Origin of the sequence: Streptomyces sp. NBC_00620, assembly GCF_026341825.1 — a bacterium.
GTDB lineage: Bacteria > Actinomycetota > Actinomycetes > Streptomycetales > Streptomycetaceae > Streptomyces.
The window spans coordinates 1,046,233-1,066,149 of record NZ_JAPENY010000002.1 but is presented as its reverse complement, the minus strand read 5'-3'; the positions used below and the strand labels follow the sequence as shown (position 1 = coordinate 1,066,149).

Below are 19,917 nucleotides of genomic sequence, written 5' to 3'. Positions count from 1 at the left end.
GAGGCCGTTCAGATGCATGCAGTCGAGGGCGACCAGCTGGTGCAGCACGGCAGGGTCGTCGGGCAGCAGGACAAGATCTCAGAGATCGTCGAAGTACTGGGTACGGAGGGCACTCCCCCGTACCGCGTCCGCTTCCAGGACGGGCACGAGGCAGTGTGCTCACCGGGCCCGGACTCCGAAATCCGCCACAAGGACGCAGCCCACTGACTCAGCGCAAGGGTTCCGCCGGCCGTCTTGTGCGGGTTCCCCAGACGAGGCGGCCGTCCTGGGCCGTCGCGCGCTGACGCATGTCGTCGGCGAGGGAGTGAAAGTACTCCGCCAGTGAAGCGTGCGTCTCGAATCGGGTCAGGTCCCCGTCGCTCCACTTCCCCAGCATGCCTGTGCTGGTGTCGATGAACCGGCCGTAGAGCCAGTCCGTCTCCACCGCGAAGGGGACCCAGTCGTGGCGCCATGCCAGGGTTTCGCGATCCGGATGCTGTGACGGCTCCATTGCCGCTATTCCCGTACGCCATTCATGGACGTTCACGATCTGCTCCACGGACAGCAAGTGCCACCCAGAGGACAGGAAGCTGCTGCCAGGGGCGGCGAATCTACTGTCTTCCCCGTCGGCCATACGCACGCCGTTGTTCGTCAGCAGCCACGTCCACATTTCCTGCGGGAAGCTCACGCCGAGACGCGCTTCGGCATCGACGATCATCTTCGGTGTCGCGGGTCCGCACAGGGCCGCCGCGTTCTTCGGAGCGTTCCGCTCAAGCCATCGCGTGACACGGCCCCACGCCTGCCGCACGTTCTCCGCCTCGCGCGACCGTATGCCACCCATGGGTGATCCCCCCGCTTCAGTAGTGATCAGCAACCACCCGGGCCATCGCACCGATCCGGTCCGCCCCGACCTCCTTGGCGGCGAAGAAGACGTGCCCCTTCACCTCCGGATACCGCGCGGCCAGCGTCAGATGCCGGGACAGCTCCGCCGGATCCTGCCAGGCGGCCGGCTGGGCCGAATCACCGGCCTTGTACAGCGCCTCCCCCACGTACAGCCCCACGCCAGTACCCTCGGCCGTCTTCGCCCACCAGGGCACCAGCTTCGCGTAGTCGGCGGCAGCGAGGCCGATGTTCCAGTACAACTGCGGGCAGATGTAGTCGATCCAGTGCTCCCGGACCCACTTCCTGGTGTCCGCGTGCAGATCGTCGTACGTCTCCACGCCCGCCTGAGTCGGCGAACCGAGCGGATCGGTCGCGGCGTTGCGCCACACCCCGAAGGGGCTGATCCCGAAGCGCGCCGTCGGCCGGATCTGCTTGATGCGGGCAGCCGTCTCAAGGACCAGCCTGTCGATGTTGTCGCGCCGCCAGGCCGCCCGGTCGGGGAAGCCCGCGCCGTACGCCCCGTACGCCGCGTCGTCGTCGAAGACCTGCCCGGCGACCGGATACGGGTAGAAGTAGTCGTCCCAGTGCACGGCATCGATCGCGTACTTGCGCAGCGCGTCGAGCATCGCGTCCTGGACGAAGGCGCGGACCTGCGGCAGTCCGGGGTTGTAGTAGAGCTTCCCGCCGTACGGGACGACCCAGCCGGGATGCTCGCGGGCCGGGTGGTTCGCCACGAGCCTCGTCGGGTCGGTGTGGTTGGCGATCCGGTACGGGTTGAACCAGGCGTGCAGTTCCAGGCCGCGCGCGTGCGCCTCCGTGACCGCCGTGCCCAGCGGGTCCCAGCCGGGGTTCCTGCCCTGGACTCCGGAGAGGTACTGGGACCACGGCTCGTACGACGACGGCCACAGCGCGTCGGCCGTGGGGCGCACCTGGAACATCACGGCGTTGAGGCCGCGGCGTACGGCCGTGTCGAGATGGGCGAGGAGTTCGGTGCGCTGCTGTGCCGCGGTGAGCCCGGTGCGCGAGGGCCAGTCGCGGTTGGAGACCGTCGCCAGCCACATCCCGCGCATCTCCCCCGCCGCACGAGGCCTGTTCGTGTCGGCCGCGGCGTCTCCGGCGGTCGCGAATCCCGACAGCGTCGCCGCCGCTGCCAAGGCGAACGCGCGACGTGACAGTCGCCCCATCTCCACACCCCCTACACAACGGATCCGTCCGGTCACGGATCGTCTCCTCGCACAGCATGCCCGACCCGCACGATCGATCATCGATACTTGGGAGTAACGTGCACGATCGGAGCAGGCACCGCACAACGGGGAACCTGCCAAGGCCGATGATCAGCGGAAAGGGACGATGTGACCGACATCGAACGCGTCGGAGTGGTGGGCTGCGGACAGATGGGAGCGGGCATTGCCGAGGTGTGCGCCCGCGCCGGTCTCGACGTCAAGGTGGCCGAGACCACCGGCGAAGCCCTGGAGTTCGGCCGTACCCGGCTCTTCAACTCCCTCTCCAAGGCGGCCGAGCGCGGGAAGATCTCCGAGGAGGAGCGGGACGCGACCCTGGCGCGGCTCAGCTTCACCACGGACCTCGGTGAGTTCGCGGACCGCGACCTGGTGATCGAGGCCGTCGTCGAGAACGAGCAGGTGAAGACGGAGATCTTCCAGGTCCTCGACCAGGTGGTGACCCGGCAGGACGCGATCCTCGCCTCCAACACCTCCTCGATCCCGCTGGTCAGGCTGGCCGTCGCCACCTCGCGTCCCGACCAGGTCATCGGCATCCACTTCTTCAACCCGGCCCCGGTGCAGAAGCTCGTCGAGCTGATCCCGGCGCTCACCACGTCCGAGGGCACCCTCAGCCGGGCTCAGGCGCTCGTCGAGAAGATCCTCGGCAAGCATGCGATCCGCGCCCAGGACCGCTCGGGCTTCGTGGTCAACGCGCTGCTGATCCCCTATCTCCTGTCCGCGATCCGGATGTTCGAGTCGGGCATCGCGAGCCGCGAGGACATCGACAACGGCATGGAGCTGGGCTGCGCCCACCCGATGGGCCCGCTCAAGCTGTCCGACCTGATCGGCCTCGACACGGTGGCCTCGGTCGCGTATTCGATGTACGAGGAGTACAAGGAGCCGCTGTACGCCGCTCCCCCGCTGCTCCAGCGCATGGTGGACGCGGGCCGCCTGGGCCGGAAGTCGGGCTCGGGCTTCTACACCTACGCCTGATTACGCACGGTAAAACGCAGGCTCACGCGGGCCCGGCACCCATGGGGGTGCCGGGCCCGCGCCATTCACACACCGTGTGCGCGCCGGGCCCGCATATGCCCCTCGCACACGCTCCCCTTGCGCCCACCAGGCGAGTTGACTTTCCGTGCGCATGTAAAAGACGAGACGACTACGGAAAGGAGCGGACTCGTGACCGCCGACCCCGAGCATCCCGTGGCACCAAGGGAACTCGCAGAGTTACGCCGGTCCATCGAAGTGGGCCTCACCCGCATCGAGGGCGGACTGGCACTGCTCACTCAGCGCGACGACCAGACCGCCAAGGATCTCGACGACCTGAGCGCACGGGTCGTCGCCCTCGAACACACCCGCTGGCCCCTGCCCACCCTCGCGGCTGTCGCGGCCGTGGGCGCGGTGGCCGTGGCGGTCTGGCAGGCTCTGGGCCACTAGGTCCCTGGACGCCGCGTGGGGGGTGGATCAGGGCAACGCGTCCTGCCCGAGCCTGAGATGGTGCAGAAGGAGCAGTGCGGCAGCCATGTTGGCGGCCGGGACCTCGCCGCGGGCGACCATGTCGGGGACGAGCTTGAGGGGAACCCATTCCCGACGGTCGGACTCGAAGTCGTCCACGGGGTGTCCGATGTACGCGCCTTCATCGGCCCAGAAGATGTGGTGCCGGGCGTCGGTGAGCCCGTTGGAGGGCTCGACGCTCATCAGATGGCGCAGGGGTCCTGGTCGCCAGCCGGTCTCCTCCTCCAGTTCGCGGGCCGCCGCGACGGCGATGTCCTCGCCGTCCTCGACGACGCCCGCCGCGAGCTCCCATCCCCAGCTGTCGGTGATGAAGCGGTGCCGCCACAGGAGCAGCACCTCGTTGGCCGCGTTCACCACGGTGGCCACGGCCACGGGCCTCAGCCGTATCAGGAAGTGATCCAGGTGCCGGCCGTCCGGCAGCTCCACATCTGCGAGATTGACGGTGAACCAGCGATTTGCGTACACAGTTTGTTCGTTCTGTTTCGTCCACTGCACGGTTCTGCCACCTTCCGCCGAGTAGATGGCAATATGGCAGTAGGAGCCTCCTGACAGCAGGCGCACAGCGGCGCACAGTGCTGGACGGGTTCGGTGTTCTACAGCGGTACGCGCAGTGCGCCGTCGATGAGTTCGGCAGCCTCGGAGGTGCCCGCGCACCCACTGGCCACCAGGTGTTCGCGTACCGCGCGAAGTCTGTCACGCAGCCGCTGGGACTCCATCCCCCGTGCCTGTTCGGCCATTTGAAGTGCGGTGGCGACCGCCTTGTCGGCGTTGCCCTGGCGCAGTTCGATCTGGCTGAGCACGGCGAGCCGGTGCACCCGTCCCCGGTCGTGGGCCGGATTGTCGACGGCGGCCACCGCGTGCTCGTCCGCCGCCATCAGGTCGCCGAGACTGAGCAGTGCCTCCGCCACCTGTACGTTGACCAGGCCCGGTTGGACATAGCCGGTCTCGTCGGGCTCGTAACCGCGCCGGATGCGGTCGGCGGCCTGCTCGGCACGCCGGATGCACGACAGTGCGCTGCTGCCGTCGCCGAGGTGCGCGTACGCCTTGGCCTGCATCGCGTAGAGGTCGGAGGCGAGCGCCGGAGTGATCTGCCGCCCGGCGGCGCGCAGCGCGGCCTCGGCGAAGGCGACGGCCTGCCGGTGCTCACGCATGAACAGCGACTGGTTGACCAGGAGGGCTATGACGTACGCGCCAAGTCCTCTGTCCCCGCTGGCCTTTGCCAGGCGCAGTGCCTGGTGGAAGTAGCGCTGGGCGAGTCCGTGCGCGTCGGAGTCGTAGGCACAGATACCCGCGATGGCCACCAACCCGCCGGTCGCACGGTGGAGTTGGCGTCCGGTGGCGTCGGTGTAGCTGCCGCGCAGCAGCGGCGCCGTCTCGGAGTTGAGGAAGCCGACGATCCGGGTGCGGGTCGCGATGCCGCCCGCCTTGCGGTACATCTGCTCGTAGTGGGCGCGGGCCGCGCGGAGCATCTCGATGTCGGCCATGCTCACCTGGTGGCGTCCGCCGCGTGAGACGTCCACGTCCTCGGGCGGGTTCTCCCACTCCCACACGGGCATCACGGCCGGTGTTCCGGTGACGGCCGGCGCGCCGAGGATGTGCGGGCGCTGCTGTTCATCGGAGCGCCACAGCGCGGTGGCCCGCTCGACGAAACCGGAGAGCGTGGTGCCGTGCGGGGTCGACGGTTCACCGGGTACGCCGAGACCGATGTCGTCGAGCGTGACGGGCCGGTGGAGTCTCCCGGCGAGCACCTCACAGATCAGGTCGGGCACCTGTCCGCGCGGGCGCTGCCCCTTCAACCACCGCGCCACGGCGGTGTGTTCGTACCTGAGCGCAAGACCGCGCGCTCGTCCCGCCTGATTGACGTGAGCGGCGAGCCCCGCATGGGAGATGCCGGCCTCGTCGAGAATCGCGTCGAGCAGAGTGTTGGGCTGCATGTGAGGCCCCCCGGGTGACTCGGTGCCGTCAGAGTAGTGCGTCCTGTTTCACACGGGGTGTGAACGGAGTGCTCGTATCCGGGCAGTACGCGCGCTGTCGCAGAGCGTTTCCGGCCGGTTGACTGAAATGCCTCGCAAGAGGCCGGCCGGGCCGCCGGCTCCCCCTCGTACAGTGCGGCGGCCCGCACCCGCGCCGTCCGCCCAGCTGCCTGCCCGACACTCCGTGGCGGGGCGGACGGCGACACTCCGTTGGTTTCGCCGGGTCACTGCGGGTGCTTCATCGGCTGCGGGCGCGTGGGGGCTTGTCGCGCAGTTCCCCGCGCCCCTGAAAACCCTGCGCTCACGTCACTTGATGGGCCACCGGGTGGGACAGCTGCGCGGGTAACCGTTTGCGGTCGTTGCGCAGTACCAGCAGCGCTATGTCGTCCGCCGGCATCCCGCCCGTGTGGCTCAGGACCTGGGAGAACACCGAGTTCAGGACCGACTGGGGCGAGACCGGCTGGGCTTGGACGGCGTCGGTGAGCGCCGCCGGCAGCGGGAAGAAGCGGCCCTGTGCGTCGCGCGCGTCCTCGACTCCGTCGGTGTGCAGGAAGAGCCCCTCGCCCGGCAGCAGTTGACCGCAGCGCACGACGGGAAGTTCGGCCGGGAGCGGGAACGGCCCGAGCGGGGGCAGGGGTTCACCGAACGCCAGCCGCACCACATGACCGCGCACACCGGCAGGCTCGACATGGCTGCGCAGCAGATACGGCCACGGATGACCGCAGTTCAGGGCGTACACCTCGCCGTCGCGGCGGATCTCCAGGAGCAGCAGGGTGACGAACTCCTCGGCGACCGGGCTGTCTGGGTCCAGGCCGGACGAGGGGTGCTCGGCACGGGCCCGCTCACGCAGATGCCGGGCCAGCGCCCGCTCAAGTCTCCTCAGGACGCAGCCGAGTTCGGGCTCGTCGTGCACGGCCTCACGAAAGCTGCCGAGGACGGCGGCGACGGTTCCGATGGCGCCGATACCGTGCCCGCGGACGTCGCCCATGACAACCCGTACACCGTGCTCGGTGGCGATCACCTCGTACAGATCACCGCCGACGCTCGCGCCGCGGTCCGCGGAGAGCTGTGCCGCGGCGACGTTCAGCCCGTCGATCCGCGGGGGCAGCGGCCGCAGCAGCACGCTCTGGGCGGCGCCCGCGACCTCCCGGATCTGCCGGAGCTCCCGCAGCAGCGCCTTCCTGACGTGGAGTATCAGCCCCGTACCGACCGCGAAGAAGACGGCGCAGGTGGCCATCCGGGCACCGAACCCGTTCTGCTGCGCGAGCGGACAGGCCAGCTTGTACGTGATCGCCATCGCGCCCCAGACGGTGGGCAGCCCCAGGCTCAGCGCCCGCCGCAGCGGCTTCCGGTCGGCCCGCCGGACCGCCCGGCCCAGACCGATCCGGAGGCCACGCCTCCGCACCGGCCGCCCTCTTGCTCCGCGCACCGCCCGGGCCAGCACCCGCGCATGCGTACGGGGCGTTGCCCTGCAGGGTGCCCCACCAGCCTTGATACGGATCATGCCGATTGGCCCCCCAATAGGCCCTGACAGCGCAGACGGCCTCCGCGAGGCCGGTCCGATTCTGTCGACCGCATGCCCCGATCGGGCCAGATCGCCCGGACTTGTCACCCGAATGAGTGAGGAGTCTTCGGACACATGCATTTATGCAGGTGAGCGCAGGGGAAAAGCGCCCCTGAAAGGGGCGCGGGGAACTGCGCGATCAGCCACGTACGTGCCGCGGCCGACAGAAGACGCGCAGTTCCCCGGTACTGATGGGCCCGGCGGAGCTAGCTCCGCAACACCGCCCCGGTCCGCTCACCCGCGAGGGCCACCGCCGCGTCGCGAGCCTCGGAGGCCTCGTCGACGGTCAGCGTGCGATCGGCGGCACGGAACCGCAGCGCGTACGCCAGGGACTTCTTGCCCTCGCCGAGCTGCTCGCTGTTCTCGTAGACGTCGAACAGCCGGATGGACTCGAGGAGTTGACCCGCGCCCTCGCGCAGCGCCGCCTCGACGTCCGCGTGGTGGACCGACTCGTCGACGACCAGGGCGACGTCCTGCGTGGCGACCGGGAATCCGGAGATCCGCGGGGCCTGCAGGGCACCGGTGCCGGCCTGCTCCAGGCGGTCGAGGTTGAGCTCCATCGCGCTGGTGCGTGCGGGCAGGTTCAGCGCCTTCAGCACACGCGGGTGCAGCTCGCCCGCGTGCCCGACGATCTGCTCCTCCCCGTCGATCAGCACGGCGAGCTCGGCGCAGCGGCCCGGGTGCCAGGGTCCGTACTGGCCCTGGCGGACGATCAGTTCGACGCCCGCCTCACCGGCGACGGTCCGCGCAGCCTGGACCGCGTCGGCCCAGTCGGCCGGGCGGCCCTTGCCCCACCAGCCGGCCTGCTCACGGGCACCGGCGAGCACCACACCCACGTGCCGGGGCTGGACGGGAAGGACGGCGGTCAGCGCCGCGATCTCCTCGTCGGTGGGACGGCGGTCGACGGGCAGCCGCACGGCGACACGCTGTTCCTCACGCGGGTGGAAGACCAGGCCGGTCTCGAACAGCGCGAGGTCGTGCGAGCCCCGGCCGTCGTTGCGGCGCAGCGCACCGAGCAGCCCCGGCAGCAGCGACGTACGCAGCGCGGGCTCCTCATCGGAGAGCGGGTTGACCAACTTGACCACCCGGCGGTTCGGGTCGTCCGCCGCAAGGCCGAGCTGGTCGAAGACGCCCTCGCTGACGAACGGGTAGCTCAGCGCCTCGACATAACCGGCCCCGGCCAGGGCACGGCCGACACGGCGGTGCAGCCGCTGGCGCTCGGTCAGGCCGCGGCCCGCGGGGGGCCTGGGCAGCGTGGAGGGCAGGTTCTCGTAGCCCTCGAGACGGATGACCTCCTCCGCGAGGTCGTTCGGCGCCGCGAGGTCGGGCCGCCAGGACGGCACGGTGACGATCAGCTCGTCCTGCCCGTAGACGTCGCAGCCGACCTGCTGGAGACGGCGTACGACGGTCTCGCGGCCGTAGTCGACACCGGCCACCTTGTCCGGGTGGTTCGCCGGAGTGGTGATGGTGTGCGGCGCGGACGGGGCGATGACCTCGGTGACTCCCGCGTCGGCGGTGCCGCCCGCGAGGAGGACCAGGAGGTCGACGGTGCGCTGGGCGGCGGCGGACGCGGCCTCGGGGTCGACGCCGCGCTCGAAGCGCTTGGACGCCTCGGAGCCCAGCTTGTGACGGCGGGCGGTGCGGGCGATGGAGACCGGGTCGAAGTGCGCGGCCTCGATCACGACATCGTTGGTGGCACGCTCGGCGTCGTCATGGTCGGCGATCTCCGTGTTGGCGCCTCCCATCACGCCCGCGAGACCGATGGGACCGCGGTCGTCGGTGATCACCAGGTCCTCGGCGTCGAGGACACGCTTCGCGCCGTCGAGCGTGGTGAGCTTCTCGCCCTGCTCCGCCCGGCGTACGCCGATCGTGCCCTGGATGAGGGAGCGGTCGTACGCGTGCAGGGGCTGGCCGACCTCCAGCATCACGTAGTTCGTGACGTCGACGGCGAGCGAGATGGGGCGCATCCCGGCCTTCTGCAGCCTGCGCTGCAGCCAGATCGGGGAGCGCGCCTCGTTGGAGAGGCCCGTGACGGTGCGCGCCGTGAAGCGGTCGCAGCCGGTCGGCTCGGAGACCTGTACCGGGTAGCCGAACGCGTTCGGGGCGGGGACGTCCAGGAGCGCCGGGTCGCGCAGCGGCAGCCCGTACGCGATGGCCATCTCGCGGGCGATGCCGCGCATCGACAGGCAGTCGCCGCGGTTGGCGGTGACGGCGATGTCGAGGACCTCGTCGACGAGCTCAAGGAGCTCGATGGCGTCGGTGCCGACCTCGTGCTCGGGCGGCAGCACGATGATGCCGTGCGAACCGTCGTCGCCCATGCCCAGCTCTTCGCCGGAGCAGATCATGCCGTGCGAGGTCTTGCCGTACGTCTTGCGCGCGGCGATCGCGAAGTCGCCGGGCAGCACCGCGCCCGGGAGGACCACGACGACCTTGTCGCCGACGGCGAAGTTGCGGGCGCCGCAGACGATCTCCTGCGGCTCACCCGTGCCGTTGGCCTGGCCGACGTCGACGGTGCAGAAGCGGATGGGCTTCTTGAAGCCCTCCAGCTCCTCGATGGTCAGTACCTGGCCGACGACGAGGGGGCCCTTGAGGCCCGCGCCGAGCTGCTCGACGGTCTCGACCTCGAGGCCTGCCGAAATGAGCTTGGCCTGGACGTCGCGCCCGGTCTCCGTCGCCGGCAGGTCGACGTACTCCCGCAGCCAAGAAAGCGGGACCCGCATCAGATCTCCATCCCGAACGGCCGGGTGAACCGGACGTCACCCTCGACCATGTCTCGCATGTCATCGACGTTGTGGCGGAACATCAGCATCCGTTCGATGCCGAACCCGAAGGCGAATCCGCTGTACTTCTCGGGGTCGACGCCCGCGGCGACCAGCACGCGGGGGTTGACCATCCCGCAGCCGCCGAGCTCGATCCAGCCCTCGGAGGAGCAGGTGCGGCAGGGCCGGTCGGGGTTGCCGACGGACTCGCCGCGGCAGACGTAGCACACCATGTCCATCTCGGCGGACGGCTCGGTGAACGGGAAGAAGTTCGGGCGCAGCCGGGTCTTCATGTCCGATCCGAAGAGCGCCTGGACCATGTGGTCGAGGGTGCCCTTGAGGTCGGCCATGGTCAGGCCCTCGTCGATGGCGAGGAGCTCGACCTGCATGAAGACGGGGGTGTGCGTGGCGTCCAGCTCGTCGGAGCGGTAGACGCGGCCCGGGCAGATCACGTAGACGGGCGGCTCGCGGTCGAGCATCGAGCGGATCTGCACCGGCGAGGTGTGGGTCCGCAGGACGATGTTCGACTCCTCTTCGTGGCCCTTGGGGCCCTGCACGAAGAAGGTGTCCTGCATACCGCGCGCCGGGTGGTCCGGGCCGATGTTCAGGGCGTCGAAGTTGAACCACTCGGCCTCGACCTCGGGGCCCTCGGCGACCTCGTAGCCCATGGCCACGAAGACGTCCTCGATGCGCTCCGAAAGCGTGGTCAGCGGGTGCCGGGCGCCGGCCGGTACGCGGTCGTACGGCAGTGTGACGTCCACCGCCTCCTCGACCAGCACACGGGCGTCGCGGTCGGCCTCCAGCTCGGCCTGGCGGGTGGCGAGGGCCTTGTTCACCGCGCCGCGGGCCTGGCCGACGAGCTTGCCGGCGGCGGCCTTGGCGTGCGGGGGCAGGGCGCCGATCTCGCGGTTGGCGAGGGCCAGCGGGGAGGTGCCGCCGGTGTGGGCGACCTTGGCCTCCTGGAGCGCGTCGAGGTCACCGGCGGCCGCGAAGGCGGCGAGCGCCTCGTCCCGCATGCGCTCGATCTCTTCCGGTTTCAAGGCCTCGACCTCTACTGGGTCGTACGACTTATTCGGTGCCGACATCTCTTCCCGTGCTTCCGGTTGGCTGGCGGATGGTCCCCGTCCCGACTCGGGGGACGCCTTGTCCCTGAAACGGGGACGCAAAGGTGCCAAAGGCCGAGTCTAACGGGGGTGAGGTGGGTGAATGCGCCCGTGGGGCCTCTTCGGCGTCAGAGCAGATACGCCGGGGTGCCCACGGGCAACGTAAATCGGAACTCGGCGCCGCCGCCGGGGGCGCGGCCGACCGTGATGGTGCCGCCGTGGGCCTCGACGATGCCCTTGACGATGTAGAGCCCGAGGCCCGTCCCGCCGCGCTTGCTGCCCCGCCAGAAGCGGGTGAAGACGCGGTTCATGGACTCCTCCGGGATGCCGGTGCCCTCGTCGCTCACGGTGACCGACGTCGCGGCGTTCGCCGCCTCTTCCCGGTCCTCCCGCTCGCGCGGGGACGCCGAGGGCGTGACCTCGATGGTGACGGTTCCCTCGCCGTGGCGCACCGCATTTTCGATCAGGTTGCTGAGCACCTGGTCGACCTTGTCAGGGTCGGCCCACAGGGCGGGCAGCGGATGCTCGATGCGCACCAGGAATCGGTCTGCCGACTGGCCGGAGGCGACGTAGGCCTGGATGTGGCGGCCGACGGCGGCGCCCATGTCGACGGGCTGGCGGCGCACTTCGAGCCGGCCGGAGTCGATCCGTGAGATGTCGAGCAGCTCGGCGATGAGCCGGGTGACCCGGTCGGCGTCGGCGTCGACGGTCTCCAGCATGAGCTTCTTCTGGTCGTCGGTGAAGCGTTCCCACTTGGCCAGCAGGGTGGCCGTGAAGCCCTTGACGGAGGTGAGCGGCGAGCGCAGTTCATGGGCGACGGTGGCGATCAGCTCGGCGTGGCTGCGCTCGGTGCGGCGGCGGGCCTCGGTGTCCCGCAGGGAGACGACGACACGGCGGATGGGCCCGGTGGGGTGCGTGCGCACGTACCTCGCGGAGACGAGCACCTCGCGCCCGCCGGGAAGCAGCAGATTCCGCTCGGGCTGTCCGACACGGATGGCGAGACCGCCGTACGGGTCGGTCAGCTGCCACCACCTGCGGCCCTCCAGATCCTCCAACGGGAGGGCCCACTCCAGCGGGCGTCCGAGGGCGTCGGCGGCGGACACGGCCGCGATGCGGGCGGCGGCGGCGTTGAAGCAGATCACGCGGCCGCGCTCGTCGGCCACGACCAGTCCGTCGGGGAGGTCGTCGGGGTCGATGCCGAGACCGGCTCCGGGGCCTGCTGCCAGTTCGGCTCCCGGTTCGGCTTCCCGGTCGGCTCCGAGTTCGGCGGCGTCACCGCGCCGGGACGCGGGCGTACCGCGCACGTCCCGTGCTCGCGGCGCCTTCTGCGCACCGCTCGTGCCGACACTCATCCCCGTACCCCACCTCTCGTCCGGCAGTGGGCCCCGAGCAGGTCACCCTACTAGCTCTGGGTGACGGAACGGCACCCTCCGGAGGCGCGCTGTGCACGCGCGGACGCGTAGAGACATACGGCTGCGGCGGTGGCGAGGTTCAAGCTTTCGGCCTTTCCGTGGATGGGTACGCGCACGACGGCATCCGCCAGCGCGCGCGTCTCCTCCGGAAGCCCCCACGCCTCGTTCCCGAACACCCAGGCGGTCGGCCCGCCCATCGTCCCCTTGTCCAGCTCGTCGTCGAGGTCGTCCTCCCCGGCGCCGTCCGCGGCCAGGATCCGCACACCGGCGTCCTTGAGCCCCTGCACGGCCCGCTCGACGGGCACACCGACGGCGACGGGCAGATGGAACAAGGAGCCCACCGAGGCCCGTACGGCCTTGGGGTTGTAGAGATCCACGGACGCGTCGGTGAGTACGACGGCCTCGGCACCCGCGGCATCGGCGCACCGCAGCACGGTGCCGGCGTTCCCGGGGTCGCGTACATGCGCGAGTACGGCGACGAGCTTGGGCCGCGCCCCGAGGATCTCCTCGAAGGGGGTGTCCAGGAAGCGGCAGATGCCGACAAGGCCCTGCGGTGTGACGGTCGTCGAGATGTCGGCGATCACGTCCTCGGCGGCGAAGTGCACCCGTGCGCCGGCGTCCAGGGCGTCCCCGACGATGTCGGCGTACCGCTCCCCTGCCTCGACCGTCGCGAACAGCTCGACGAGGGTGGCGGTCCCGCCGGGGCGGTGCGCCGCCGCCTCCCGCACGGCCTGCGGCCCCTCCGCGAGGAACAGCTGCTCCTTGCCGCGGAAGTTCCGCCTGCCGAGCCGCCGGGCGGCGGAGACGCGGGGCGACTTGGGGGAGATCAGTTCAGGGGCGGCAACCATGCGACTCACCTTTGGGGAGGGGGACCTCAGGGGCGCGGGGAACTGCGCGAGCAACCCACCACCACCGGCAGACGGAGGACAACGTACGGCGACAGACGCAACCGGACCCGTAGGCCGGGGGCCTACGGGTCCGGTTGACCGGCTTGACGCACGGCTCAGGCGGCAGCCTTGGGCGCGTTGACGTCCGACGGCAGCGCCTTCTGGGCGACCTCGACGAGCGCGGCGAACGCGTTGGCGTCGTTGACGGCCAGCTCCGCGAGGATCTTGCGGTCGACCTCGATGTTGGCCGCGTTCAGACCCTGGATGAAGCGGTTGTAGGTGATGCCGTTGGCGCGGGCAGCGGCGTTGATGCGCTGGATCCACAGCCGACGGAAGTCGCCCTTGCGCTTCTTGCGGTCGTTGTAGTTGTAGACCAGGGAGTGGGTGACCTGCTCCTTGGCCTTGCGGTACAGGCGCGAACGCTGACCGCGGTAGCCCTTGGCGGCCTCGAGGATCGCCCGGCGCTTCTTGTGGGCGTTGACTGCCCGCTTGACGCGTGCCACTTGTTAACTCCTTGTAGCGGGGCCGTGGTTGGACTCACACGGCCCGAAATCGATGGGGTCCCGGTCCTGGCGTACGGCGCGCGGCGATCGAATGATCAGGCGCCGGTACGTCACTTGCCGAGAAGCTTCTTGATCTTCTTGGCGTCGCCCGGGGCCATCTCGGCGTTGCCGGTGAGGCGACGCGTCACTCGGGACGACTTGTGCTCGAGCAGGTGGCGCTTGCCGGCGCGCTCACGGAGCACCTTGCCGGAGCCGGTGATCTTGAAGCGCTTGCTGGCACCGCTGTGCGACTTGTTCTTCGGCATAGCGCCGTTCTCTCCTCGTCAGTGGCGTTCCGGTGCCCGGTCGTGAAACCGGGCACGGTGGAACGTCATATGTATCGGTTGACATCCCTGGACTGGTGTCCCTGGACGCCCCGGACTCTCGTCCTGGGCTCCCCGGGCCTTCGCCCTGGGATCTAGACCTCGGCGGAAGCCTCGGCCGGAGCCTCGGCTGTCTCGGCGTCGACGTCGTCCACCTCGGGGATGTCGTCGCCGGTGTGGTTCTGCGACTTGCCCGGGTTGGCCTTCGCTTCCGCCTTGCGAGCCGCCTGGGCCTCGCGGGCCTCGGCCATCGCCTCGGTCTTCTTCTTGTGCGGACCGAGAACCATGATCATGTTTCGGCCGTCCTGCTTCGGGTTCGACTCGATGAACCCGAGGTCCTCGACGTCCGTTGCCAGACGCTGCAGCAGTCGGTAGCCGAGTTCCGGCCGGGACTGCTCGCGACCACGGAACATGATCGTGATCTTGACCTTGTCGCCCTGCTTAAGGAACCGGACGACGTGACCCTTTTTGGTGTCGTAGTCGTGCGGGTCGATCTTCGGCCGGAGCTTCATTTCCTTGATGACCGTGTGCGCCTGGTTCTTGCGCGCCTCACGGGCCTTCATGGCCGACTCGTACTTGAACTTCCCGTAGTCCATGAGCTTGCAGACGGGCGGACGAGCGCTCGCCGCCACCTCGACCAGGTCGAGGTCGTACTCCTGCGCAAGCTCCAGGGCCTTGGCAAGCGGAACAATCCCGACCTGCTCGCCGCTGGGACCGACAAGTCGCACCTCGGGAACGCGAATCCGGTCGTTGATGCGGGGCTCGGTGCTGATGGATCCTCCTCGGTAGCACCACACGGCGGTCTGGCGGACAGCCGTGTATGTCTCTGATGACATTTGGACCAACCGACGCGGGGCATGAAAAATGCCCCGGACGGGACACAGGCGGGGCTCCATGGATTACCGGAGCACCGCCGCGGTGATCCGCGGGGCGCACTTCGGGCGACTCCATCGTCCGTACGGAACGATGGTGACCGCCTGACCGGGTGACCCGCCGTCCCGGAGGACAGTCAGGTGGGAGATCGGAGCCTCCACTTGTGGGCCGAGCACGCTACATGTTTCTTGGCGCGTCCGACCGGTCGTTACACAAGGTTAGCAGCTTGGACCGGGAAGGGCTAACCGAGGCCCATTGGGGACGGTATCCGCCAGGCACCTATCGTGTGGGGCATGAGTGACACCCCTCCCCAGACGCCCGACTACGACGCCATGACCCGCGACATCGCCGAGGTCCCCGCGGTCGAGGTGATCGTAACCGTCGCCGTCAACCTGATGAGCGCCGCCGCAGTGAAGCTCGGTCTGACCGAGGAGGGAGACAAGCACAAGGACCTCGACGAGGCCCGCAAGCTGGTGCACGCGCTGGCCGGCCTGCTCGACGCGAGCACGACCGAGATCAGCTCCTTCCACGCGGCCCCGCTGCGCGACGGCCTCAAGTCGCTCCAGCTGGCGTTCCGCGAGGCGTCGATCGTCCCCGACGAGCCGGGCCAGGGCCCCGGCGAGAAGTACACGGGCCCGGTCTACGGCTGACCCCTCTTACCGTCGTACGTAGAAGGGCTCGCCGGGCGGCGTCGCCCCGGCCGGCAGGATTGCCAGGTCGAGGCCGCGCACCAGGCGGGCCCTGAGTGTCTCGTCGGCCGCCAGCCGTTCGGCGATCGCGCGGGCGGCCTCGGCCGGGACCGCGGACGGGTCCAGTACGAGGGCCAGCGTGCCGTCCGCCTGCCCCGGGCCGAGATGTGCGCTGAGCACGACGGACTCGGCGGCGACGGCCGCGCGTACGGCTCCGGTCACGGCCGGGTCGGCGAGGGGATCCGTGTTCGTACGCCCTTCGGCGAGCGCGAGCAGCGCGGGTCCTGTCAGTTCGTACGGCACCGGACCCGCCAGGTCGAGGACGACGGTGTCGGCCTTCTCGTGCGCGGCGGCCTGCAGGGCCTGGTGCAGGGGTACGGCGACGGGGCGGGCCTCGGGATCCCAGCGGGCCAGTGACTCGGTGGACGTGAAGGCGGGCAGTGCGGTGCGGTTGCCGGCCTTCAGGGTCGGCACGGCCATGTCGCTGGTCTTCTCGTGGCGCAGCCCGTTCGCGTCCTCCTCGACCTCACCGAGGACGGCGACGACGGGCACGAGCAGCCGGGCGCCCTTGAGCGCCTCCAGGACCGGCCCGACCGCGGTGCGGTCCTCGGCCCAGGCGGTGAGCGCCGCGCTCAGCCGGGGATCGGCGGAGCCGTCGTCGTCGGAGAAGCCGGAGTCTGGAATGTTCTTGTTCGCCACGGTCCCCGACCCTATCGGGGGGATGCTGCTGGGCTTGTGCGGCCCCGGAAACCTTGACTTGACGGGACTCATGGGATTCTCATCCATCCATGACGCACATTTCACAAGCGTCTAACCACGGACACAGGCCGGGCGCCCAGCATCGCGGGATGGACCGTCACAGAGCAAGCCGACGCCGTGCCCGCCCGTCCGGGCGCAGGCCCCTCGTGTACGCCGCGGTGGCCTCCGTCGTCCTCGTGTGCGGTACGGCGGCCGGGGCCGTATATGTGAAGGCCCAGGCGGACGACGGCCCGGACCTCGTAGCGTCGTCCTCTGCGCCCTCGGCGTCGCCGAGCGTCAGCGAGGAGGCAACGGTGGAACCCGTCACAGCGCCAGCGATCGACCGCGACGCGCTGCTCGCCGAGGCGATGAAGTCCGTCACGGTCCAGGACGGCGCCAAGATGTCGGTGGCGGTCCTCGACGTCGACTCCGACGAGAGCGCCTCGTACGGCGAGGGGGCCTTCGACACGGCGAGCATCGTCAAGGTCGACATCCTGGCCACGCTGCTGCTCCAGGCGCAGGACGGGGACCGGGAGTTGACGGCGTCGCAGAAGGCGAACGCCACCCTGATGATCGAGAACAGCGACAACACGGCCGCGACCGCCCTGTGGAACGCGATCGGGCAGTCGGACGGCCTCGACACCGCGAACAAGAGCTTCGGGCTGACGGAGACGGCGGGCGGCGACGGCGAGCTGTGGGGGCTGACGCAGACCACGGCGGCCGATCAACTGACCCTGTTGCAGCAGGTGTTCGGGGACGACTCGAAGCTCAGCGAGACCTCGCGGACGTACCTTCAGGGGCTCATGAGTGAGATAGCCGTCGATCAGCAATGGGGTGTGTCGGCCGCGGCGGACGGTTCCGAGTGGGCCCTGAAGAACGGGTGGCTGCCGCGCAGCACGACCGGGCTGTGGGACATCAACAGCATCGGGCGGGTCACCGTCGACGGCCACGACTACCTGATCGCCGTGCTGTCGAAGGGCACCACGACCAAGACGACGGGGATCACGCTGGTCGAGGGGGCGGCGAAGGCGGCGGTTTCGGCCTTCCAGGACACGACCGCCGACAAGGTCACAGCCGCGGCCACGGCCACCGACTAGTTCGTACGGCGGTAGTTCGTACGGCGGCTTGTCAGAAGCCGTCGTGTTCGTGTTCGCGTGGGCCCCTGCGGCCCCGCCACAGGACGACCGCCGCGGCCAGCAGGACCACGCCGAGGCCGCCGGCGAGCGGGCCCGCCCAGCCGACGGTGTCCGTGTCGTCCTCGGGGGTGTCCGGGCCCGATCCGAAGTACTCCTGGCCGTACGCCGCCTGCAGCCCCTCGGGCTCGATCTTGCCGCCCTCTTTGATGGCCGCTGCGGGGTCGACGAAGCCGTAGCCGCGGGAGTCGTCGCGGCCGCCGGTGGGAGAGTTGCGGGCCGTGTCCTCCAGGAGCTGCTTGATCTGGGCCGGGGACAGGCCCGGGTGGGCCGCCTTGATGAGGGCGACCGCGCCGGAGACGAACGCGGAGGCGGCGCTCGTGCCCCAGCCTTCGTAGTACTGCTCGTCCGGGTCCGCGATGACGACGTCGACGCCGGGGGCGCTGACGGTGGCGTACCAGCGGCGGGTGGAGAACGAGGCGCGGGTGCCGTTGTCGTCGACGGCGGTCGCGGCGATCACGCCCGGGTAGGCCGCCGGGTAGGAGATGTGGTCGCCCTTCTCGCCGCCGTTGCCGGCCGAGGCGACGACTACGGCGCCCTTCTTCAGGGCGTACTGGACGGCTTCGTCCTCGGCGGGTTCGGGGTGGGCGGACGCCGAGTCGTCGCCCAGGGAGAGGTTGATGACGTCGGCGCCGTGGTCGGCGGCCCAGCGGATGCCCTCGGCGAGGGCGTTGCCGCGGGTGTTGCGGGCCTTCGTACGGGAGGAGTCGCCGTCTTCGAGGATGACCCGGACGGGGAGGATCTTGGCCTCGGGGGCTATGCCCATGACGCCGTCGGCGTCTTCGTAGCCGTGTCCGTGGCCGGCGATGATCCCCGCCATGGCGGTCCCGTGCCGGGCCCACGCCCGGTCGCCGCGGGTCGCTCCGAAGCCGACCATGTCCTTGCCGGTGAGGACGTTGCCCTCCAGGTCCGGGTGCTGGTCGTCGACGCCGGTGTCGAGGACGGCGACCGTGATCCCCGCACCCTTGGTGGTCCGCCAGGCCTCCTGGGTGTGCATGGCGTCGAGGGCCCACTGCTGGGCGCGTATGCCGTCGGCGTGCGCGGCGGTGGAGGGGATCAGGGCGAGGGAGGCTGCCAGCAGGACGCTCAGGACGCCGGTCCTGCGGGTCATGACGGTCCTGCGGGTCATGACGGCTTCTCCGTGGCCGAGGTGACGGTCTTGCGGAAGCCGCGCTCGACGCGGTCGGCGAGGCCCTGGGCGTCGTGGCCGAGGCCGGCCTGCGCCGGGGCCGTGGTCGCGCCGGACTTCATGGCGTCCTGGGCGGGCTGCGGGTCGGTGACGGCACGGCCGTCGGCGAAGCCGGAGACGGCGTAGACGACGACGGGGGCGTCGGTGAGGACCGACACCGTCCAGGAGGCGCGCTGCTCGTCGCCGAAGCCGGCCGCGACGGTGCCCTCGGCGGCGTACGGGCGGGGCATCAGGTCGGTGCGGCGGTCCAGGCCCTCTTTCTGGAAGCGGGCCTTGAGGGAGGTCATCGCTGTGGCGTCCGCCTTGGTGAACAGCAGGCCGACGGTGGTGACAAGGCTCCGGGTCGCGTCCGTGTACGTGGCGCGCAGCAGCCGCAGGCAGCCCACCGGTGCGAGGGCCTTGCGCAGGAGGGGGTCGAAGGCGTTCGCGCAGCCGGTGTCCGGGGCGACGGCCACCCGTGTCCAGGTGCGGTCGGCGCCGCCGGGTCCCGCGCCCTCGCCCTGCACGGTGGGCGGGAAGAGCTGGTCCACGGGCACGCTGTGCCAGAGCTCCCCGGCCGCCGCGAACTCGCTCCGCGCGTCGGTGCCGGCCGAGCTGTCCCCGGTCAGCCAACTCCCGGTCACCGCGCCGCCGATGAGGCCGAGCCCCAGCACGACGCAGGCCGCGGCTGCCAGGGTCCTGGGCCGGGTGCGTCCGCTGCGGCGGCGTACGCGCACGGAGTCGTCGTACGTCTCCGGCCGGCCGAAGGACACGAACGGGCGCTCCACGCCAGGGGTTTCCGACGGGGGTGCGGGGGCCGGGGGCGGTGCGGGTGCCTCGGCCGGGATGGGCCGCAGCCGCCTGGTCGTCTCCGCGGCGCTCTCCGCGGGCACGGTGGTACGCCGGTCGCCGGGCGCCGGGGGCGCGTCGGGGAACCGTGCGGAGGCCGCCGGCGGGGGCGGGGGCACCGGGCCGGGGAAGCGCGGGGTCTCCTCCTCGCGGCGCGGGGCCTCACCGGGCGACTGTGCCGGGGCACGCGTCGCGTCCGGAGTCTGCGCCTCCGCATCGTTGGAGAAATCGAAGAAGTCGAACGA

The 19,917-nt window shown here is 70.4% G+C and carries 20 protein-coding genes; 5 read left to right on the top strand and 15 right to left on the bottom strand.

Translation table 11 applies throughout. The features are described 5' to 3' along the window. Window positions 1-12: 12 nt before the first annotated feature. The gene (locus OG246_RS23965; RefSeq protein ID WP_266467240.1) at window positions 13-207 is read left to right on the top strand and encodes a DUF1918 domain-containing protein; all 195 of its coding nucleotides are present in this window, start codon (window positions 13-15) and stop codon (window positions 205-207) included. 1 nt (window position 208) lies between these two features. On the opposite strand, the gene OG246_RS23960 is transcribed toward OG246_RS23965, so the two are convergent. Together OG246_RS23960 and OG246_RS23955 are read right to left on the bottom strand one after the other, a co-directional pair. Then, a complete protein-coding gene (locus tag OG246_RS23960) occupies window positions 209-820 on the bottom strand; it encodes an SMI1/KNR4 family protein (RefSeq protein ID WP_266467236.1) in 612 nt (203 codons plus the stop codon). Between the two features lie 16 nt (window positions 821-836). Then, window positions 837-2,045, bottom strand: a complete 1,209-nt coding sequence (locus OG246_RS23955) for a glycoside hydrolase family 10 protein (RefSeq protein ID WP_266467232.1) — start codon at window positions 2,043-2,045, stop codon at window positions 837-839. 168 nt (window positions 2,046-2,213) lie between these two features. Between OG246_RS23955 and OG246_RS23950 the strand changes: the two genes are divergently transcribed. Both OG246_RS23950 and OG246_RS23945 read left to right on the top strand, forming a co-directional pair. Beyond that, window positions 2,214-3,074: a 3-hydroxybutyryl-CoA dehydrogenase gene (locus OG246_RS23950; RefSeq protein WP_266467228.1), complete on the top strand. Its 861-nt coding sequence runs from the start codon at window positions 2,214-2,216 to the stop codon at window positions 3,072-3,074. 189 nt (window positions 3,075-3,263) lie between these two features. Next, window positions 3,264-3,521 (top strand): hypothetical protein, encoded by a 258-nt coding sequence (locus tag OG246_RS23945; RefSeq protein WP_266467224.1) that lies wholly within the window; start codon window positions 3,264-3,266, stop codon window positions 3,519-3,521. 27 nt (window positions 3,522-3,548) lie between these two features. Here OG246_RS23945 and OG246_RS23940 read toward each other — a convergent pair whose 3' ends face one another. From OG246_RS23940 to infC, 10 genes are all read right to left on the bottom strand, one after another. Continuing rightward, window positions 3,549-4,094 (bottom strand): NUDIX hydrolase, encoded by a 546-nt coding sequence (locus tag OG246_RS23940; RefSeq protein WP_266467221.1) that lies wholly within the window; start codon window positions 4,092-4,094, stop codon window positions 3,549-3,551. 98 nt (window positions 4,095-4,192) lie between these two features. After that, a complete protein-coding gene (locus OG246_RS23935; RefSeq protein WP_266467219.1) occupies window positions 4,193-5,533 on the bottom strand; it encodes a transcriptional regulator in 1,341 nt (446 codons plus the stop codon). A 340-nt stretch (window positions 5,534-5,873) separates the two neighbouring features. Next, window positions 5,874-6,869, bottom strand: a complete 996-nt coding sequence (locus tag OG246_RS23930; RefSeq protein WP_266470849.1) for a PP2C family protein-serine/threonine phosphatase — start codon at window positions 6,867-6,869, stop codon at window positions 5,874-5,876. A 473-nt stretch (window positions 6,870-7,342) separates the two neighbouring features. Then, the gene (gene pheT / locus OG246_RS23925; RefSeq protein ID WP_266467214.1) at window positions 7,343-9,856 is read right to left on the bottom strand and encodes a phenylalanine--tRNA ligase subunit beta; all 2,514 of its coding nucleotides are present in this window, start codon (window positions 9,854-9,856) and stop codon (window positions 7,343-7,345) included. Then, the gene (gene pheS, locus OG246_RS23920) at window positions 9,856-10,980 is read right to left on the bottom strand and encodes a phenylalanine--tRNA ligase subunit alpha (protein WP_266467211.1); all 1,125 of its coding nucleotides are present in this window, start codon (window positions 10,978-10,980) and stop codon (window positions 9,856-9,858) included. The genes pheT and pheS overlap by 1 nt, the downstream gene beginning before the upstream one ends. A gap of 146 nt (window positions 10,981-11,126) precedes the next feature. Then, window positions 11,127-12,350 (bottom strand): ATP-binding protein, encoded by a 1,224-nt coding sequence (locus tag OG246_RS23915; protein ID WP_266467207.1) that lies wholly within the window; start codon window positions 12,348-12,350, stop codon window positions 11,127-11,129. Between the two features lie 50 nt (window positions 12,351-12,400). Then, window positions 12,401-13,258, bottom strand: a complete 858-nt coding sequence (locus OG246_RS23910; protein ID WP_266467203.1) for an RNA methyltransferase — start codon at window positions 13,256-13,258, stop codon at window positions 12,401-12,403. A gap of 155 nt (window positions 13,259-13,413) precedes the next feature. Beyond that, window positions 13,414-13,800 carry a 50S ribosomal protein L20 gene (rplT, locus tag OG246_RS23905; RefSeq protein ID WP_266467200.1) on the bottom strand — a complete coding sequence of 129 codons (387 nt, stop codon included), beginning with the start codon at window positions 13,798-13,800 and terminating at the stop codon, window positions 13,414-13,416. Window positions 13,801-13,910: 110 nt separating this feature from the next. Further along, a complete protein-coding gene (gene rpmI / locus OG246_RS23900; protein WP_019065473.1) occupies window positions 13,911-14,105 on the bottom strand; it encodes a 50S ribosomal protein L35 in 195 nt (64 codons plus the stop codon). Window positions 14,106-14,257: 152 nt separating this feature from the next. Continuing rightward, window positions 14,258-14,959, bottom strand: coding sequence for a translation initiation factor IF-3 (infC, locus tag OG246_RS23895; RefSeq protein WP_266470847.1), 702 nt, complete (start codon window positions 14,957-14,959; stop codon window positions 14,258-14,260). A gap of 369 nt (window positions 14,960-15,328) precedes the next feature. Here infC and OG246_RS23890 point away from each other — a divergent pair, with 369 nt between their 5' ends. After that, entirely contained in the window at window positions 15,329-15,685 is a 357-nt protein-coding gene (locus OG246_RS23890; protein WP_266467197.1) for a DUF1844 domain-containing protein, read from the top strand. 6 nt (window positions 15,686-15,691) lie between these two features. Here the strand turns inward: OG246_RS23890 and OG246_RS23885 are convergent, their stop codons facing one another. Beyond that, window positions 15,692-16,423, bottom strand: a complete 732-nt coding sequence (locus OG246_RS23885) for an SseB family protein (RefSeq protein WP_266467186.1) — start codon at window positions 16,421-16,423, stop codon at window positions 15,692-15,694. A 149-nt stretch (window positions 16,424-16,572) separates the two neighbouring features. On the opposite strand from OG246_RS23885, the gene OG246_RS23880 reads away from it, so the two are divergent. Further along, window positions 16,573-17,559, top strand: a complete 987-nt coding sequence (locus OG246_RS23880) for a serine hydrolase (protein WP_266467182.1) — start codon at window positions 16,573-16,575, stop codon at window positions 17,557-17,559. Window positions 17,560-17,590: 31 nt separating this feature from the next. Here OG246_RS23880 and mycP read toward each other — a convergent pair whose 3' ends face one another. Then, window positions 17,591-18,784: a type VII secretion-associated serine protease mycosin gene (gene mycP / locus OG246_RS23875; RefSeq protein WP_266467177.1), complete on the bottom strand. Its 1,194-nt coding sequence runs from the start codon at window positions 18,782-18,784 to the stop codon at window positions 17,591-17,593. Beyond that, window positions 18,781-19,791 carry a hypothetical protein gene (locus OG246_RS23870; protein ID WP_266467172.1) on the bottom strand — a complete coding sequence of 337 codons (1,011 nt, stop codon included), beginning with the start codon at window positions 19,789-19,791 and terminating at the stop codon, window positions 18,781-18,783. Before OG246_RS23870 ends, mycP begins: the two co-directional genes overlap by 4 nt. Between the last annotated feature and the right edge of the window lie 126 nt (window positions 19,792-19,917).

Bases quoted from the DNA above. Each gene is read 5' to 3' on its own strand.
- OG246_RS23965 (WP_266467240.1), top strand. From the start codon at position 13: ATGCATGCAGTCGAGGGCGACCAGCTGGTGCAGCACGGCAGGGTCGTC.
- OG246_RS23960 (WP_266467236.1), bottom strand. From the start codon at position 820: ATGGGTGGCATACGGTCGCGCGAGGCGGAGAACGTGCGGCAGGCGTGG.
- OG246_RS23955 (WP_266467232.1), bottom strand. From the start codon at position 2,045: ATGGGGCGACTGTCACGTCGCGCGTTCGCCTTGGCAGCGGCGGCGACG.
- OG246_RS23935 (WP_266467219.1), bottom strand. From the start codon at position 5,533: ATGCAGCCCAACACTCTGCTCGACGCGATTCTCGACGAGGCCGGCATC.
- OG246_RS23930 (WP_266470849.1), bottom strand. From the start codon at position 6,869: ATGGCGATCACGTACAAGCTGGCCTGTCCGCTCGCGCAGCAGAACGGG.
- pheT (WP_266467214.1), bottom strand. From the start codon at position 9,856: ATGCGGGTCCCGCTTTCTTGGCTGCGGGAGTACGTCGACCTGCCGGCG.
- pheS (WP_266467211.1), bottom strand. From the start codon at position 10,980: ATGTCGGCACCGAATAAGTCGTACGACCCAGTAGAGGTCGAGGCCTTG.
- OG246_RS23915 (WP_266467207.1), bottom strand. From the start codon at position 12,350: ATGAGTGTCGGCACGAGCGGTGCGCAGAAGGCGCCGCGAGCACGGGAC.
- OG246_RS23910 (WP_266467203.1), bottom strand. From the start codon at position 13,258: ATGGTTGCCGCCCCTGAACTGATCTCCCCCAAGTCGCCCCGCGTCTCC.
- rpmI (WP_019065473.1), bottom strand. From the start codon at position 14,105: ATGCCGAAGAACAAGTCGCACAGCGGTGCCAGCAAGCGCTTCAAGATC.
- OG246_RS23890 (WP_266467197.1), top strand. From the start codon at position 15,329: ATGAGTGACACCCCTCCCCAGACGCCCGACTACGACGCCATGACCCGC.
- OG246_RS23880 (WP_266467182.1), top strand. From the start codon at position 16,573: ATGGACCGTCACAGAGCAAGCCGACGCCGTGCCCGCCCGTCCGGGCGC.
- mycP (WP_266467177.1), bottom strand. From the start codon at position 18,784: ATGACCCGCAGGACCGTCATGACCCGCAGGACCGGCGTCCTGAGCGTC.